General features: G+C 65.7%; 15 protein-coding genes and 2 pseudogenes. 12 read left to right on the top strand and 5 right to left on the bottom strand.

The features are described from left to right. Nucleotides 1-110 precede the first annotated feature (110 nt). The 4 genes from BO226_RS08595 to BO226_RS28010 are packed head-to-tail and all read right to left on the bottom strand — an operon-like array spanning nt 111 to nt 4,065. Nucleotides 111-929: an ABC transporter ATP-binding protein gene (locus BO226_RS08595; RefSeq protein ID WP_052040130.1), complete on the bottom strand. Its 819-nt coding sequence runs from the start codon at nt 927-929 to the stop codon at nt 111-113. Next, nucleotides 926-2,077, bottom strand: a complete 1,152-nt coding sequence (locus BO226_RS08590) for a FecCD family ABC transporter permease (RefSeq protein WP_231780617.1) — start codon at nt 2,075-2,077, stop codon at nt 926-928. The genes BO226_RS08595 and BO226_RS08590 overlap by 4 nt, the downstream gene beginning before the upstream one ends. Beyond that, on the bottom strand, nt 2,074-3,822 hold the full coding sequence (locus BO226_RS08585; protein WP_019289487.1) for a prolyl oligopeptidase family serine peptidase: 1,749 nt from the start codon (nt 3,820-3,822) through the stop codon (nt 2,074-2,076). Before BO226_RS08585 ends, BO226_RS08590 begins: the two co-directional genes overlap by 4 nt. Before the next feature lie 3 nt (nt 3,823-3,825). Next, the gene (locus BO226_RS28010; protein ID WP_232238088.1) at nt 3,826-4,065 is read right to left on the bottom strand and encodes a hypothetical protein; all 240 of its coding nucleotides are present in this window, start codon (nt 4,063-4,065) and stop codon (nt 3,826-3,828) included. A 414-nt stretch (nt 4,066-4,479) separates the two neighbouring features. Between BO226_RS28010 and BO226_RS28005 the strand changes: the two genes are divergently transcribed. The 12 genes and pseudogenes from BO226_RS28005 to BO226_RS08530 all read left to right on the top strand — a co-directional run bounded on the left by BO226_RS28005 (nt 4,480) and on the right by BO226_RS08530 (nt 16,455). Next, a complete protein-coding gene (locus BO226_RS28005) occupies nt 4,480-4,662 on the top strand; it encodes a hypothetical protein (protein ID WP_019289485.1) in 183 nt (60 codons plus the stop codon). Nucleotides 4,663-5,137: 475 nt separating this feature from the next. Beyond that, complete coding sequence (gene amiA / locus BO226_RS28400; protein ID WP_016691944.1) at nt 5,138-5,236, top strand: streptamidine family RiPP; 99 nt, start codon at nt 5,138-5,140, stop codon at nt 5,234-5,236. A 78-nt stretch (nt 5,237-5,314) separates the two neighbouring features. Further along, nucleotides 5,315-6,166, top strand: coding sequence for a hypothetical protein (locus tag BO226_RS08575; protein WP_071935001.1), 852 nt, complete (start codon nt 5,315-5,317; stop codon nt 6,164-6,166). Nucleotides 6,167-6,195: 29 nt separating this feature from the next. Continuing rightward, nucleotides 6,196-7,146 (top strand): CocE/NonD family hydrolase, encoded by a 951-nt coding sequence (locus BO226_RS08570; protein WP_019289483.1) that lies wholly within the window; start codon nt 6,196-6,198, stop codon nt 7,144-7,146. 16 nt (nt 7,147-7,162) lie between these two features. Next, on the top strand, nt 7,163-8,587 hold the full coding sequence (locus tag BO226_RS08565) for a YcaO-like family protein (protein WP_071934999.1): 1,425 nt from the start codon (nt 7,163-7,165) through the stop codon (nt 8,585-8,587). A gap of 139 nt (nt 8,588-8,726) precedes the next feature. After that, nucleotides 8,727-9,674, top strand: a complete 948-nt coding sequence (locus BO226_RS26960) for a hypothetical protein (RefSeq protein ID WP_152640992.1) — start codon at nt 8,727-8,729, stop codon at nt 9,672-9,674. Further along, entirely contained in the window at nt 9,671-11,221 is a 1,551-nt protein-coding gene (locus BO226_RS08555) for an ABC transporter ATP-binding protein/permease (protein ID WP_232238087.1), read from the top strand. The genes BO226_RS26960 and BO226_RS08555 overlap by 4 nt, the downstream gene beginning before the upstream one ends. A gap of 41 nt (nt 11,222-11,262) precedes the next feature. Continuing rightward, nucleotides 11,263-11,565 (top strand): IS3 family transposase, encoded by a 303-nt coding sequence (locus BO226_RS27650; RefSeq protein WP_011133513.1) that lies wholly within the window; start codon nt 11,263-11,265, stop codon nt 11,563-11,565. Next, the gene (locus BO226_RS27645) at nt 11,562-12,035 is read left to right on the top strand and encodes a transposase (RefSeq protein WP_071934998.1); all 474 of its coding nucleotides are present in this window, start codon (nt 11,562-11,564) and stop codon (nt 12,033-12,035) included. Before BO226_RS27650 ends, BO226_RS27645 begins: the two co-directional genes overlap by 4 nt. A 609-nt stretch (nt 12,036-12,644) precedes the next feature. Further along, nucleotides 12,645-14,036, top strand: a complete 1,392-nt coding sequence (ltrA, locus tag BO226_RS08540) for a group II intron reverse transcriptase/maturase (protein ID WP_082899670.1) — start codon at nt 12,645-12,647, stop codon at nt 14,034-14,036. Between the two features lie 107 nt (nt 14,037-14,143). After that, nucleotides 14,144-14,620, top strand: a pseudogene (locus BO226_RS08535) (IS3 family transposase); the annotation flags it as partial. A 215-nt stretch (nt 14,621-14,835) separates the two neighbouring features. Next, entirely contained in the window at nt 14,836-16,455 is a 1,620-nt protein-coding gene (locus tag BO226_RS08530) for an ABC transporter ATP-binding protein (RefSeq protein ID WP_083543729.1), read from the top strand. Nucleotides 16,456-16,636: 181 nt separating this feature from the next. On the opposite strand, the pseudogene BO226_RS08525 reads toward BO226_RS08530, so the two are convergent. Further along, nucleotides 16,637-17,367, bottom strand: a pseudogene (locus BO226_RS08525) (potassium channel family protein). Nucleotides 17,368-17,377 lie beyond the last annotated feature (10 nt).

Below are 17,377 nucleotides of genomic sequence, written 5' to 3'. Positions count from 1 at the left end.
GGATGTCACGCTCGTGCCGCAGGCAGTGAGCAGAAGTGATGCGAGGACGAGAAGACCGACACCAGCGGTCAGGCCTTTACTCGCTGGTCTCGGGTTGCTGGAAAGAGAGTTCATCGGATGGGGATTTCCTTTCTCAGGGTGATACCGGCTTCATCGGCGGTGCGTACGCGCTCGTCGAAGACGAAGTGCCGTTGTCCGGTACGCGGGTGGACGACCGAGGTGGACTCGACATGGAAGACCGAACGGATGAGGTCGACGTCGAGCACTTCGTCGGGGGCTCCGTAGGCGATGAGCCCTCCGTCTGCGAGCACACCGATCGCGTCGCAGTTGCGAGCCGCGAGGTTGAGGTCGTGGAGGGCGACAAGTACTGTGCGCTCGGTCGTGCGCACAAGGTCGAGCAGCTCGAGCTGATGGGCAATATCGAGGTGATTCGTCGGCTCGTCGAGAATGAGCACCGGCGTGTCCTGTGTGAGCGCCCGGGCAAACAGCACGCGCTGCCGCTCACCGCCGGACAGCTCCGAGAACGCTCGAGATGCGAGGTGACCGGCGCCGACCTGGGCAAGCGCGCCCAGCGCGAGCGCGATGTCCGAGTCCGAGTCACGTCCGAAGCCCGCCCCGTGCGGGATGCGTCCGAGGAGTACAAGATCGAGGACGGGGATCTCGAATTCTTCGCTGTGCTCCTGCGTCATCACCGCCACCCTCTGCGCGAGCTGGCGGCGGGTGAGGGCGGCCAGCGAGGCATTGTCGTAGCGCACCGTCCCTGCTGATGGGATGTCGATTCCGGAGAGGGCGCGCAGCAGAGTCGATTTCCCGCTGCCGTTCGGCCCGAGCAGGCCCAGAACCGTGCCGGAAGGGACCTCGAAGCTGATGTCGCGGAGGATGTCCCGGTCTCCTCGGCGCGCGCCCAGTTGGTCGACGGTGACTCTCATCGGCTCATACCCAGCCGGTCGGCGCGGTCGCGGCGCAACAACCACAGGAAGAACGGGGCGCCGACCAGTGCGGTGAGCACTCCGAGAGGGACCTCCGCAGGTGCGGCCAGCGTGCGTGCCAGCAGGTCGCAGGTCGTGAGGAACACCGCTCCCCCCAGGACTGCGACCGGCAGCATCTTGCGGTGATCGGAGCCGACGATGATGCGGGCCACGTGCGGCACGACCAGGCCCACGAACCCGATGCCGCCGGAGACTGCCACCACCGCGCCGGTCAGAAGCGCGGCGGCGATGAGGACCGTGGCGCGCAACCCGTTGACGTTGATGCCGAGTGAGGTGGCCGCGTCGTCGCCGACGAGCAACGCGTTGAGCGCACGCGCACGGGTCGCGGCGAAGATCGCAACCGCGATCAACGCGATCACCGGGAGGAGCAACTGTGGCATCGTCGCCGCCGAGACGGAGCCGAGCAGAAAGAACATGATGCTGTACACGTTCTGTGCATCGGTTGAGATCGTCAGGTAGCTGGTGACTGCGCTGAACAACGATCCGAGAGCAACCCCTGCCAAGATCAGCCGTTGTGGAGCGATTCGACCGCCCTTGCACGCCAGGAGGTACACCGCACCCGTCGCGATCCCCGCCCCGATGAACGCTGATGCCCCGATACCGAGCGAACCGATCCCGATGCCGAGCACGATGTACGACACGGCCCCGACGCCGGCACCCGCCGAGACTCCGAGGATGTACGGCTCGGCGAGCGCATTGTGCGCCACGGCCTGGATGAGCGCTCCCGCCAGCGCGAGCGACGCACCGGTCAATGCCGCGAGAACGGCACGCGGAAGCCGGAACTGCCACACTGCGTTGTCCTGCATCGTCGTCAGCGAGCCGTCCGTCATCCACGGCATACCCGGCACCAGATGTCCGACAAGGATCTTCACCGCGTCCATCGCAGGTACCGCGATCGTCCCCACGCTCACGGACAACACAAGCATCACCACTAGGAGCACCGACAACGACGGCACCAGGATCCGCACCGCCAGCGCGCCCCTTCGGCGGGGGACGTGCGCGGCAGCGGCTGTGTCATGACCGGCCGCAGCTGAGAGGGAAACGGGCGGTTGCGGCGTTGCCGCAGCCGTCGAAATATCCGGTGTCATGCGTGTCGTCCTTCGGAAGAGCGGGTGCGTCGGGTGGTGTGTGCAGCGAAGCTGAGAAGCACCGAACCCATCGAGTGCAGACTGTCGAGATGATTGGAGCCGTGACCGGCGTGCGGTGCTTCCCACACGAGTGCTTCTGCTCCCGCTTCTCGGAGAACTGAGGCCAACGCATAGCTGTCATCGGGATTCACGCGCGAGTCCTCGGCGAGCACGATCCCGAGGAATCGCGGCAGCCTGTGCTCCGGGTCGATCATCTTCGCGCGGTGCAGCGGTGATATCGCACGAAGTTCCTGCGTGCCTTCGGGACTGCTCGTATCACCGAACTCGTCGAGCCAGATTCGGCCGAGCGGGTGCTTCTCGAGGGAGAGCAGATCCAAAGGTGCTGCCGTGGTGGCGAAGCCCGTGCATATTCCGCGATGGTCGAGAGCGCAACTCGCCACCACGGTTCCGCCGTGAGAAGCACCGGCGAGCACGAGCAATTCGGGGTTCGTCAAGTCTGCGCCGGCCAGACCACGAGCAGCGTCGGCAAGGTCATCGATCCCTCGCCGCTTCCCGGCGCCGTAACCGGCCCGACGCCACTGCTCACCGTGCTCCCCACCGCCACGGATGTGTGCTGTCGCGTATCTGCCCCCGGACTCCACCCACGCGGGAATCGTCGGTTCGAAGACGGGAAGGTCAGGGACTCCGAAGCCGCCGTAACACGTCAAAATGGTCGGGGCCGGGCCGGTGAGCCCTTTCGGAGAGGTGACGACGACCGTCAAAGTCTCCCCATCATCTGCCGCGAACTCGTGCCGCACAGTCTCGAAGTCTCCGGCGACCGTCGCCGCGCCACCGCCGCGGGTGCGCTCGTCGACGGTTACCACGTGCGGAGGCACTGCCGGTGCTTCGATTACGACATACGTTCTGCCGCCGTCGGCGCCCAGATCCGTGATCGATGCGACCGACCCGCCGCTATTCACGGGCCATTCGTCGATCACGGTTCCGTGTGCGAGTCGCAGTAGCACGCTGGCGCCGGCGCGAACCGCGCTCGCATGAACCGTGTCCCCGGTGACGGTGACGGCGGTCAGCCGCACCGCAGGGTCCATCCATCGCCATCGTTCCACCCCCGAATGCGCGTCGAGCACGTGCAATGCATTGCCCCCATACACGAGGACGTCGCCGTCGTTGATTCCGAATACACCCGTGATCGATGGGAAGGAACCGAGACGCGCACTGTTGTCGAGGCGGATCAATCGGGTCGGGCTCGCTGGTCGACTCTCGGCGAGAAGCATGTGGATGCCGGCAGAGAAGAGTCTGCATCGTGCATCACCGGCGACCGGTTCGACGGTGACTTCGTCGTGGACGACATCGACCTGCACGAGCCGTTGAGGGGAACGAGCAACCACTGCCAGCGACCGGGCGTCCGGAGTCCATTGCATCGGTTCGTAGCGGCAATGGATGTCGTTGTAGTGGCGGAGATTTCCGGAGGTGGTATCGAGCACGGCGAGAACCCCGTCTTCGTCTGCCCGCTCCGCGAGCTGAAGGGCGATGCGGCGGCCGTCAGGCGCCGGCGACATCGCCAGGATGTGCGCGTCCGGTTCGAAGATCGGTTGCTCCGATCCGGCGACGTAGATTCCGCGTGTGCGTCTGCCGGGCAAGCGGCTGAGTACGAACCCCGTGTCAGGTGTGCCGGGGCGGCCGTACTGTTCCCAACGTGCGAGCGCGGCATCGAGAGCATCGTTGATCGGGAAAGAGGATGAGGTCACGACTCAGCGGCCCATTCCGTCGTGAGGGCCTCCCGGCCAGAACAGCAAGCCCCCCTCGTCCACGGGGGTGGGAACAGTGACGGTCTCGAACGATCGGTCGGCGATCAGGTGGAGTTCGCCGTCCCCGCCGCGTGTGACGGCAACAGTGTCACCGGCGGGGGCAAGGGCGACGGCCCTGCGTTGCGCCGGTGCGTCACCGACCGGATCCCAGGGCAGGCGTCCCGGTGTCGGAGGGGCACTCATGTCGGGCAGTGACAGCTGCCGGTGAATGCGTAGCTGCGGTCTCTGCCGTTCGAAGATCGTAAGTTGGTCGCCGTCCGGATGGATCGTTGCGACTGCAGCGCGGGTGCGTGCCAGCGCGAAGCGAAAGGCAAGTCCCGGGGGCAGTGATGCGTGAGCGGTTCGGCCGGTGGTGAGATCGATCTCGACGAGGTGGTTCGTCCATTCCGCCCATGCAGTCGGGTTCGCCGGGCCCCCGCGCACAACACCTAGGGCTTTTCCTGCGTCGGAGTCCATGCGCAGGTAGAACGCACGACCGGGTACCGGCCACGGTACGATCCCCAGTGGCACAGGAACGCCCGCTTCCACCGCGAAGCGCTCGAGACCTCGGCTCGTCGCGGTGGCGAAGATTCCGGTCCGCGCATCTGCGACATCGCCATGCCCGTCGTCCGCGACCTCGGTCATCGCTCCGCGCAGGACGGGAACGTGGGGACCGACCCTGAGCGCTGCCGCGAGCGCGAGCGCCTCAATCGCCCCTGGCGAGCGATGCCGGAGGACGATGAACGGTTCACCGGTCGCTCGATCGCGGACGAGGCCCGCGCCGGGTTCGCCGATGCGTGAGCGGAACCGCCTGGATGTATTCGTATCGAGGTCGACGACTGTCACGACGTCACTCCACGGCTCGGAATTGGCACCGAAGCCTGTAGTTGCCACTACGTATCGTCCGCTCGGGTCACTTGCGATGTGTTCCACAGGCGTTGCGACCGGAACCGTCGCTGCGACGCCCTGTCGCACCACAATGAGTTCGCCGCGCAGATCATCGGCGAAGGCGTGCCCTCCCGATGTTCCCCCCAGGGAAAGAACCCCTGCGTGCTCCGCTGCGTGCCCGCGCCCGGGCCCGTGGAGCGTCGCTGTCGTATCGCTGATGCCGTACACGCGATCGGCGCGGTAATCGACGAGCACGAGCTGCGAAGGTCTCATGCGTCCACATGCTATTGATTCTGACAATCGTTTTCAATTATGCTCCGGTCGTTCGCCTCGCGGACACGGCCACCCCATCCGGTGCGGCCGACAGAACACACGAAGGAGAAGTCCCATGGACAAGCAGATCCTCGCCGAGATCGAAGAGACCGAGCAGCTGGCCCACCTGTCGGCCACGCACTCGAACGCACTCGTCGAGAACCCGTTCGACTGACCTTCGCAGCACACACTGCACACGCCCGGTCGAGCAGCCACCGGGGCTGCTCGACCGGGCTCGTTCGAAAGGCTGCCGATGTCCTCCAATTCTTCTGTTGTTGCGCTCCCTGGCGCTCCAGGCCATCTGATCGCCTCCAGGGACAACACAGTCACGCTCCGCACCACCGCGGGCACGCTCCTGCAGGTCCAGAACCCGCCGACCGATCTTCTTCCCGCACTGCAAGATCCGGCGTCAGCGACCAAGACTGCCTGCACCTACGTGCAGCGCCTGAACGAGGAAGTCGCCGAACGCGACACCGCCGACATGCAGGCACGCTGGCCCGAAGCGCGACGTGCAGTCATCCTTACCGGAACGGGACCGATCGCCGACGACACCGCCGACGCGCTCCGCACGTGGGGAGCCACACCGTCGCGTTTCGCCACCACCCAAGAACTCTCGAGAGATCCGATTCTCCGCGACGAAACCTGCGCCGACGATCCGAGCCTGGTGATCTCATACGCGGACTCGCCGAACGAGCGCCAACATTGGGGCCTGCTGGACGCACAACGTCGCCCGTCCGTCGCCTGGCTCCGCACATACCGAGAAGGCGACGTGTGTTTCGTGGACCCATTGACACTCGCTGCGGGCGACGCAACGGCCGACCACGTGCTACGGCGACGTATCGCCGCCAGCCTCACACCCACTGCGATGACCGAGTGGATCCACAACGCACCCGGTGCCACCACGGTGCCCGACACCTACGCCCGCGCCATGACAGTGAGCAAAGTCCTCACCGTCGCGCTTGCATGGGCGCAACAAGCGCCGACGCTGACACACCACCGCCACACACTCTGGAAACTCGTCCCCGCCACAGGCAGGACGACCGAACATCCGATCCTCGGATACGAACCGCCATACCTCCCCGACCAACCGCAGGCCACGGCATGACCCCGCCACCACTCCCCCGGTTACACACCATGACGACCTCGGACGACATCCGCCTCGGCGGCCTGTTGTGGGAGATCGACGACGCCGCCGGGATCGTCCTGCTCCGCACCCCGTACGACGCCCGGCGTCACACCGAGACCGGCCGATCCTGGGCAGGCCGCGGATACCACTGCCTGATCCAGGACGTACGCGGACGGTATCTTTCGTCCGGCGAATGGGATCCGTATCAGCATGAGACCATCGACGGCGCCGAGGTCATCGCGCAGCTCCGCGCGCACTTCCCGGGTCTACCGCTCATCGCATTCGGGGCCTCGTACGCTGCACATGCAGCACTCGAAGGCGCGTACGGCGCGATGCGGCACGAGCACTCAGCCCCCGACGGGATCATCGTGCTGGTGCCGGCACTGGGATTGGCAGAGACGGCATGGAATCCCGACGGTGCCCCTCAGATCGAACATCGCATCGCGTGGTGGCACGAGCACGGCATCGGCCCACGATCGCGGAAGCCGCTGCCCCCTGACGAGCTCGCCACCCGCGTTCGCCGAACCGAACAAATCGGCGTGATCTCAGCCGCCCGCGAATGGTCCTGGCCGGCAGCCGTGTTCGAGCGCTGGGAACGTCTCTGGACTGCGACGCACCTCAGCGTGCGCACCCGCTACGCAGAACTGATCTCACCATTGCTCGTCGTCACCGGAGCACACGACTTCTTCGACGCCGATGCCCGCCGCCTGGCCGCTTCCTGGCCGAGCGACAGTCATCTCGTGACCGGCCCGTGGGGGCATCGTCTCGCCGCAGACCTCACTGACCCCCACACGCGCGAACAACTCGACAACAGCGGAGGCATCGGGGGCATCATCGACGGCTGGCTCCGCACCCACACACCCTTCGCTGCACGGCTCGGCCGGCTCGAGCCCGCTCGTTACGTTTCTGCTTTCGATCCGGACAGCGGCAGCTGGCAGCAGAGCAGAACGGCAGCATGAGCAGAAAGGACCGCCCATGAACCCCCGAGACAGCGGCAAGAATTCACACAGCAGCGACCTCACCGTCCACGAGCTCCCTACACTGCCGGTCGAGTCACTGGTCGACGCAGAGTGCGGTGTCATCCGATCCGTACGCGCCGTTCCACACCCCGACGGCGCCCCCACCGCCTACCTGGGACTGACCGCGTCGGTAGCGGATGCTCGCCAGCTCGGGGAATGGCCCGCCGATCGCGTCTCGCTCGGCACGTCATTCGACGACCCGGACATTGCGCGGATCGCCGCGATCGCCGAGGGCGTCGAACGGTACTGCGGCAACTGGCTTCCCGCCGAGCTCCCTACCGAACAGTTCAGAATCGCTACATACGCAGACCTGCTGTCCGACGACAACGCCCCACTTCCACTCGACGACCTCCCCACATTTGCGTCGTGGCAGTACCAGCGATCGCGATTTCCCTACGCACCGTTGACGGAAACCACTCCCACGCTGTGGACCCGGTGTCAACGCACGGACGGTGAACACGCCTGGATCCCGGCGTCATTGATCTACCTGAACTGGCGGCAGTCGAGATTCCGACACCTGCCGCGAACGCATCACCTGAACTATGCAGGGATCGCTACCGGTCAAGGCGCCGACGATGCCCGGGACCGAGGTGTTCTCGAAGTCATCGAACGCGACGCACTGGAAGTCTGGTGGCACCTCGACGGGCCGACATACGGCATCGACCCGGACAGTGTTCCTGGCCTGCGTGACGATCTCACCGGGGGCAACTTCGAGGTGTCACTCGTCGCCATGCCTTCCGAGTTCGCTCCCGCTGTCGCCGCTCTCCTCCGCGACATGAAACGAGGGATCTACGCCGCCGGGTTCTCCGCTGCACTCGATCCGGACCGGGCCGCACGCAAGGCCGTCCTCGAAGCCGTGCATACCTGGGTCTACACCCAAGGTTGCACCACAGCCGACGGCTGGGTGTTCCGTGCAGTCGAACAGGGGCTCATGGCTCGCGGCCTCTACCTGGACTTCCGCAGCGACGCGCGCTACCTCGACGATGTCGGGGAACAGTTCGAGCATGTCGTCGACCTCGGCGCTCACGTACAGGTCTGGCTCGATCCGAGGGCCCGCCGCCACGCTCGACGCTTCACAGCCCCCGCACTCGGGATTCGGGCCATCGACGAAATGCCGACGGCCACGATGGCGGATATCTACGAACGGCTCGCCTCGCACGGGCATCAGATCTTCACGCGAGACGTGACCACCGCTGACATCCGGCGTACACCTCTACGCGTCGTTCGTACCTTCATCACCGGTCTCGTCCCGAACGCCCCGGCCGCATTCGCCTACTTCGGCATTCCCAGATTCCGAGCAGCCGCGCAGAATCGCGGCTGGCGCTCGACCTGGGAAGACAACGTCAACGACTTCTCACTCCTACCCCCTCCGCACATGTAGGCCCGCGATGACCACCTCGAATCGACCAGCGCACCCATCCGCACCGAACGAACCCGGTAGCAGCATCGGCCTCCCGCCGACGCTGGCGATGTCATTGACGGCACACACCCCCGGAGCCCCCCTCCCCCCAGGACCGCGGATGAACCCGTGGCGCCGATTCGGTACTCCATGTGTTCCCACAGAAGGACGAATCGAAGAGCTGCTCTGCGCCTTGTGGTACCCGGGCGACTGGCACCTCCGCGACGACGGCAGCGTCACAAGTATCGCGCGCCGGCCCATCCCGTCAGCCGGCGCGACATACGCGGTGCATACTCACGTGATTGTCGGCGGGGATGGAACCGACGGCCTCGATCCAGGCCACTATGCGTACGACCACGACAAAGGACAGCTTCTTCGCAGAGACAACGCCAGGGAAACCGCGGCGGGCTGGGAACTACCGCGCAGCCCTTCCCCAGGCTCGCGGTTGGTGTTCAGTGTGCAGCCAGGCCGTAGCTTCGGCCGATACCGGCACCGCGCGTGGCCGCTGTGGATCGCCGATGCCGCATATGCGCTGGAGGCGGTGCGCTTTCTTCTCGACACGGACTTCCCCACCGTCTTCGGCCCAGGGCCGGAGATCCGTGCACAACTCGGCGTGCCACCTGCTACCGAGACGTCCGCCTGGCTCTCTCGGGGCCTCGTACCCGAGATTCCGCTCGTCTCCATCGAACTGCCCAGCAACTGGGACATCGCCTCACAGCGGAGACATGCGCTTGCGCGGCGACGCTCACCGAAACTTGCCGACTTCGTACGAAATCCGGTCCGCGACACCAACGCCGCACACCTCGCCGAACTCGCAGGCCAGGCCTGGATTGCCCATGCCGACCGCATCGAGACATGGAAGATCATCCCGAGTGCCTCAGCCGAGACCATCTACGACGCCCTCTGGCATGCCCATCGCGCCGCCGCCCGGCTGTGCTACGACGCCGCGCTGTCCCAGAAAGTGAGATGCCGGCCTGTCTCCGGAATCCCTGCTGCGGCAGAGAGCTGGACGATGCACGCAGTGGCAATGCTCGACGGCGTCGAGAATAAGGAGGAAAAGGCCGAATGATGATCGTCCGCGAGCTGTGGCGTGAAGCGAGGCACTTCCCCGGATTGCTCGCCGGGAGCGTGCTGCTTGCTCTGCTGGTGTTCGCCAGTTATGTCGGCCAAGCGGTCGCGATCGCGTGGGCACTGACCGCGACGCTCCAGGGCACCGGCCCTACGGTGATCATCGCGCTGGCATCTGTCACAGGGCTCGCAGTTGCGCGAGTGCTGCTGATGGTGGCGCAAGATTCGGTCTCGGCGCGTCTCGGAGGCCTGGTTCGTCGAGAATTGCGGCATCGAGCAATCCGGTCGGCGTTGACCGCAGAACGGTTGCACGATGCGGGAACCCGCGACGGCTCCATTCGCGTCGCGCTCAGCGACGGCATCGATGGGACGGACACGTACGTCTCGAAGTACATCCCTGCCGTTGCTCTGATCCTCATAGCATGCCCGTGCATCGTCGTTGCTCTCGCGGTACTGAACCCCTGGGCGGGTTTGTGGGTCGCGGTCGCCGTGGTCATGGCTCTGGCAGGACCGCTTGCGTGGAAGACGATGATGTCGCGCCGGGGCCTCGAGCATTGGGACTCCTATGAAGCACTGAGCGCGGACCTGCTCGAGTCGCTTCGAGGCATGGCGACATTGCGTGCACTCGGCGACGTGCCCAGCACCCGGCAGCGGATGCACGAGCGATCGGAGGCGCTGCGCACGGCAACCGAACGGGTGATGCGAGTGTCCCTGGCAGAGACCGGCGTAACGGATTTCGCGATCCAGGCAGGTACCGTCGCCGCGGTCATGACGGCGATCGTCCACGCCGCGACCGGGCAACCCCCGGCGTTCGAGGTCTACCTGATTCTTCTGCTGTCCTCGGAAGCGTTCCGCCCGATCCGTGACCTGTCCCGCTACTGGCACGCCGGGTTCCTGGGGCTGACCGCGGTGCCCGGCCTGCACCGCTTGGGCGCGTTCGATTCGCCCGACAACGGTTCGGGTACGTGTGTCGTCGAACACGGAAGGTCCGGCAGGAACATACAGTGCCTGCAAGCTCGAGGACTGCGATACCGCTACCCAGGCTCCGACACCACGGTGTTGGAGAGTTTGGATATGACGGCACATCGGGGCGTACTCACGGCGATCATCGGTCCGTCCGGGGCCGGCAAATCGACGTTGTTCGACGTGCTCCTCGGCTTCCTGACACCCGAGTCGGGCACAGTCGAACTCGACGGCGAGTCCCTGCGCGCCGGAGACATCGCCGTCGTGTCGCAACGCCCCGTCCTGTTCACCGGAACGATCCGCGACAATCTCACCGTCACAGGCGAAACGACGGACGCCGACCTTGTGGACGCGTGCCGGGCAGCGGGCATCCTCGACGAGATTCTGGCCTTACCGTACGGTTTCGACAGCCGCGTCGCCGAAGCCGGCCTGAGCCTGTCCGGCGGTCAGCGGCAGCGTCTCGCGCTCGCACGCGCCCTGCTGACACGGCGTCCGGTGCTCCTCGTCGACGAGCCCACCAGTGCGCTCGATCCCGCACGCGCCGCTGAGGTAATGGAAACGCTCCGGGGACTGCTGCACGGATAGGTGACATCTGAACTGTGGTGCCGTGAGGCACTGCTGGAAGGATGGACCCCGTGCCCAAGCCCTATCCGAAAGAGTTCCGCGACGACGTCGTCCGCGTGGCCCGCAACCGCGAACCAGGTCAGCACCTGCGGCAGATCGCCGCCGACTTCGGCATCAGCGAATCCTGCCTGACCAACTGGCTCAGGAATGCCGACGTCGAGGACGGCACCAAGCCAGGGACGACGAACGAGGAGTCCAGAGAGAACCGCGAGCTGAGAAAGCGGATCCGGTTGCTTGAGCAGGAGAACGAAGTGCTGCGGCGGGCCGCGGCGTATCTATCACAGGCGAATCTTCCGGGAAAATGATGTACCCGCTCGTCCGCGAGCTGGCCGCCGGCGGGATTCCCGTCGCGGTGACGTGCCGGGTTCTGGGGATCGCGCGCCAGCCGTACTACCGGTGGCTCGCCGACCCGGTCACCGACGCCGAACTCGAGGAGGCGTACCGGGCGAACGCCCTGTTCGACGCCCACCGCGAGGACCCGGAGTTCGGCTACCGGTTCCTCGCCGACGAAGCCCGCGATGCGGGCGAGTCGATGTCGGACCGCACGGCGTGGCGGATCTGTTCGACCAACAGGTGGTGGAGTGTGTTCGGCAAGAAACGTGGCTCGAAGAAGGGCCGCTCCGGGCCGCCGGTGCACGATGATCTCGTCGGCCGCGTCTTCACCGCGGATGCTCCAAACACTTTGTGGCTCACCGATATCGAGCGCCACGAGGCGCTGTTGAACCGAGTGGGGGTGAGAGACCACCACGGCCGTGCTGTCGCAGCAGCACGGTGAAGCTGAGGGCAGCCTGATCCCCGGGACGGGGGTGCGGGTGGAAGCAGCCCTGACAACGACGAGACGCGTCAGCACTGCCAGATGGCGTGGGCTCGGCTAGCAAGACGGGAAGGCGTACGTGAGGAACCAGCGGCTGAACGCCCCTCAAGAGAGCCTCCGGCTCGAACCTGGTGGATCTGGGCCGGTTAGCAGCGCGCACCTGCAGTTCGCGTCCAATGACGCCGGACTGCGGGGAACTCCTTGGCTGGGTGATGTCGCCGGTCGGGAGGCCGTGGTGAAGGCCTGCGGCGTAGCCGCGGCGACGCTGCAGGGGCATAGTTGGGCGCCGACCCCGTCGAACGGTTCGGCAGTGAACGTGGGAACCACCGCGATGGCCCCCTACCCGGTCAGCAGCCTGCTGGCCGGCGGGAAGGCTCGTCGTCGGCTGATGCCGTCGCGGTGGGGCGGAGGACCCGTAGTAGTCCGAGGCCGGGAAAGCCGGTCACATGGCGAAGGGGTCCAGCGTGTTCGCAGCAACGAAGCACTCTCAGGAGTCCGCTGGTGAACACCGGCGAACCGAACCTCGATCTCTTCCCCGAGCGGGAGGAGGCCGAGTGGCGGGTACTGAGGATGCAGAAGAAGCTGCACCGGTGGGCGACGGAGGATCCCGACCGTCGCTTCGATGACCTCGCCAACCTTGTCTACGATCCGGCGTTCCTGGTCGTGGCGTGGCACAGGGTGCGGGGAAACAAGGGAGCACGAACAGCAGGTGTCGACGGGGTTACTCCCCGCGGCGTCGGTTGGGCGGTAACCGATCTGCTGGCCGGGGTCCGCGAGGACCTGAAGGCTGGGAGATTCACGCCGCTGCCGGTGCGGCAGAAGACGATTCCCAAGGCGGCGGGCAAGGTCCGTTCGCTGGGGATTCCGACTGCTCGTGACCGGGTCGTGCAGGCTGCGTTGAAACTGGTGCTCGAGCCGGTCTTCGAGGCGGATTTCAAGCCGTGTTCCTACGGCTTCCGTCCTCGTCGCCGTGCCCAGGACGCGATCGCCGAGATTCACTACCTTGCATCACCTACCCGGAACTACGAGTGGGTGTTCGAGGCGGACATCAAGGCATGCTTCGACGAGATCGACCACACCGCCCTCATGGGGCGGGTGCGCAGGCGCGTCGGGGACAAGCGGGTCCTGGGCTGGGTCAAGGCGTTCTTGCGGGCCGGGGTCCTCACCGAGGACGGCCTGAACCGCGAGACGATCACCGGCACACCTCAAGGTGGGATTCTCTCGCCGCTGCTGGCCAACATCGCCCTGTCCGTGCTGGACGAGCACTTCGCCGCCAAGTGGGAAGCACTCGGCCCGGAGTGGACACGTGCCAAGCATCGGCGCGCCGGGGGTGCGGTCATGAAGCTCGTCCGCTACGCCGACGACTTCGTAGTCCTCATCCACGGCCAACGCGCCGACGCAGAAGCGCTGTGGGACGAGGTCGGCGCGGTGCTCGCACCGATGGGCCTACGCCTGTCGACCGAGAAGACGAGGATCTGTCACATCGATGAGGGGTTCGACTTCCTCGGCTGGCGCATCCAGCGCCGTGCTTGGCGGAGCCGGACCGGCAAGAAGGCGATCTACACCTACCCGTCGAAGAAGTCGTTGGCTTCGATCATCGGCAAGGTGAGAATGCTGACGCGCCGTGCAACACATCGAACGCTCGCAGACCTGCTGCGCCGGTTGAATCCGACGCTGCGGGGCTGGTGCACTTACTTCCGCCATGGAGTGTCCTCGCGGACCTTCGGCTACCTCGACCATTTCGCCTTCTGGCGGGTCGTGGGCTGGCTCCGCAAACGACACCTCGGGCTGAACATGCACACCCTGGTCCGGCGCTATCTGCCCGGATGGCACATCCGTGCCGGCGGAATCGACATGTTCCGAGCAAACGCGGTCGCCATCGAGCGCTATCGCTATCGGGGCACCAAGATCCCGACCCCGTGGTCGAGTGCAACAAAGCCTGAACCTGTCCCAGCGGCATGAATACGTGGAGAGCCGGATGCGGTGAAAGTCGCACGTCCGGTTCGGAGGGCGGGCCGGGGAAACCCACTAGCCGAGAGGCTGGCAGGGCGCCCCGGTCCGACCCCTACACCGAACACAGAACCGAGGAAGGCAAGCTCTACCTGTGTGCGGTCAAGGACGTGTACTCGAACCGGATCGTCGGCTACTCGATCAGCGATCGGATGAAATCCCGTCTGGCTGTCACGGCCCTCGAATCGGCAGTGGCACGGCGGGACTCGGTTGCCGGATGTGTGGTTCATTCCGACCGTGGATCGCAATTTCGCAGCCGGAAATTTGTCCGCGCCCTCGCCCGCCACGACCTGGTCGGATCGATGGGTCGGGTGGGTGCGGCCGGCGACAATGCCGCGATGGAATCGTTCTTTGCGCTGCTCCAGAAGAACGTCCTCGACCGGCAGAGATGGGCCACACGCGAGCAGTTGCGCATCGCGATCGTGACTTGGATCGAGCGGACCTATCACCGCCGGCGACGTCAGCTCCGGCTCGGCAGATTGACGCCTGTCGAGTTCGAGACCATCATGACCACACCAGCCACACAGGCTGCGTGACCGAATCTGTCACCGGATCGTGCAGCAGTCCCCCGACATGCTGCGGCAGATCGGATCGTCGTGATGATCACGCACCGGCCCGAAAGCCTGTCCGGTGTCAACGAGCAGTTCCGGCTCGAGCACGGCCGGCTGGAAAGGAAACTCGTTTGAGCATCCGCAGCTCCCTCCATGCGTTCCGCGCGCTACTTCCCGCACTGCGCCCCGAATACCGCGGCATGCTCGTCAGCTATCTCACCGGCACAGCCAGCGCCCTCGTCCTTGCTGCGCTGGGCGTTCTCACCGCCTGGGGTATCGGACATACGGTCGTCGAACGCACCGTCCCCGGCGCGACGTGGTGGGTTGCTGTAACCGTTCTGGTGCTGGTCCGCGCTGTTCTGACCTGGCAGGAGATGAACGTCTCGCATGCCGTTGCCTACCGGGTGCTGGCTCGGCTGCGCATGGCGCTGTTCGACTCGTACGCACGCAGCGTGCCCGGACGCCGTCGTGAACACTCGGGCCGCGCGGCCGCGGTCGCGATGGACGACATCGAAAAGCTCGAGTTCTTCTACGCACACACACTCGCCCAAATCGCCACATCACTCACGGTGTTCATCTCTTCATTCGCCACGGCGTTCATCTTCCTGCCGTCCGCCGCGTGGATCATGCTGGCCGGAGCTGTACTCATCGCGGCCACCGCACTGGTCGCGCGACACCGGATCCAGCAGCTGGGTGATGCGGAGCAGCGACTGCGCGCGGACCTTTCGACGCAGATCGTCGATGCACTCGGATCGCTCCGAGAAGTCCTCTCCTACGAACTGGAAAGCAAGGTTGTCGCTGACACCCTTAACACGACGGAGCGGGCTACCGACGTCACCCGGCACCAGGGAAAGCTGACACAATTCGTTACCGGACTCCGCGAAGCGCTCGTCACCACGACCATCATCGGTGTCGTCCTTGTCGGTGCTTATGCGACCGGAGCGCTGGGCGGCGCCGCGACCGGAAACTTGCAGCTTGCGCTGCTCCCCTCGATGGTCGCTCTCACCCTCGCCGGTGTCTCGGCGGTCTCTGACGCTGCGACCACGCTCACGCAGCTCCATCCCCTCACGGCCAGCGCCGGACGCGTCCACGACGTCCTCCGGCGCGAGCCGGTTGTTTCCGAGCCGCCCTGCCCGCGCGCGATCCCCGACGGGCCGCTCGGACTGCGAATCCAGAACCTGTCGTTTACCTACGATGACCGTGCCATGGCGGTATGTGGCTGGTCTGTCGAAGTGCAACCGGGAGAACACGTCGGTCTCACCGGGGCTTCGGGAGCGGGCAAAAGCACGATCATCGCGCTGGCCGCACGGCTCTGGGAACCCCTGTCAGGAACGATCGAGCTGTTCGACGATCACGGCGAGCGCGTTCCGCTCCAGGACGTTGACGATTTTGCGCTCCGGCAGAGCGTCGCGCTGGTGGATCAGGAGACCACACTGTTCCATGGCACCGTGCGAGACAACCTGCTCCGCGGGGCAGGCCCGGTTTCGGATGACGAACTTCTCCGGATACTCGAACGCGTCGAAGCGGACGGGTGGGCCGGTCTCGACAGCGAGATCGGGCAGGGAGGGATCACTCTCTCCGGTGGGCAGCAGGCGCGCCTTGTCCTTGCCCGAGCGCTTGTTCGTCGGCCGCGGATCCTTCTCGTCGACGAAGTCACTGCCAGCCTCGATCCCGAGACCGAACACGCGATCTCCGGTGTTCTTGCCAACTACCCGGGCACCGTTGTAATTGCCTCGCACCGGGACGAAACCCTTCAGCGCATGCACCGGGTAGTCCCGATCCGATCTGCAAGTGAAGCCATCGCGTCACCGGCACGATAGGTAACGATCAGCTCGTGGTTCGGCCGCGCGGCGATGCGCGCCGCGCAGTCGACTCTATGGTCGACCCGGTTCAGCCCCTGATCGCCGGACGGCGGGGTCCCAGATTCCCGTCTCATCACCGCACAGTGCATCGTCATCGAAGTTCCCATTGCGGTTGCCGCAGGATCTGGTCCGGGCGGGGTCAATTCGCCACCAAGCGCAGATACAGCAATCTGTCATCAGCGACGATGACGCCGAGCTCGGGAGAACCCACCCGGATCAGCCGTCCGTAACGGACGACCCCGAGCACGATGACGGGCAGCTCCCGCGGCGAAAGGCCGAGCTCGTGCGGCTCCACACCGCGTTCAGAGACGGCGAACCCATCCTCGGGAGTCAACAGGTCCTCGATCATCTCCATCACCGTGGGAGTGGCAGGGGCCAGGCCCAGCAACCGGCCCGCCCGTCTCAGCGGACACCACGACCGTATCGGCACCAGACTGGCGCAGCACATGGCCCCGGCCAAGTGCAACACATCCGACTTGGTGGCCGAGCCCTGTACGGTCACCAGACCCTGCCGCGATGAGGAAGAACGCTCGCAGCGGCGCGATGACCAGGATGTTTACCAGCCGCGCCTGCGGGGTGAGCGGAGTGATGTCGCCGTAGCCGGTGGTCGACAGCGACACGGTGGCGTAGTAGACGCAATCCAACAGCGGCAACGGGGTTGTCCTGTACGTCGCGGTAGCCGTCCCGACCCAGATACACCACGATCACCGCCGCGGTCAGCGCGGCCAGGGCGTAACCGATGCGGCGCACGATCGCCCGGCCCGGGCTGGTCTGTTCCTCCGGGACCCGCAGCACCCCAACCAGAGCGAAGTCGGGACGGTCGGTGAGGGTATCCGAGCGTCGCAGCGGCACCCGCAATCTACTGGGCATCGACGGTCGG

The organism is Rhodococcus sp. 2G (assembly GCF_001886355.1).
Taxonomy (GTDB): domain Bacteria; phylum Actinomycetota; class Actinomycetes; order Mycobacteriales; family Mycobacteriaceae; genus Rhodococcus; species Rhodococcus pyridinivorans.
The sequence above is the reverse complement of the archived record's forward strand: the minus strand, read 5'-3'. Positions and strand labels throughout refer to the sequence as shown.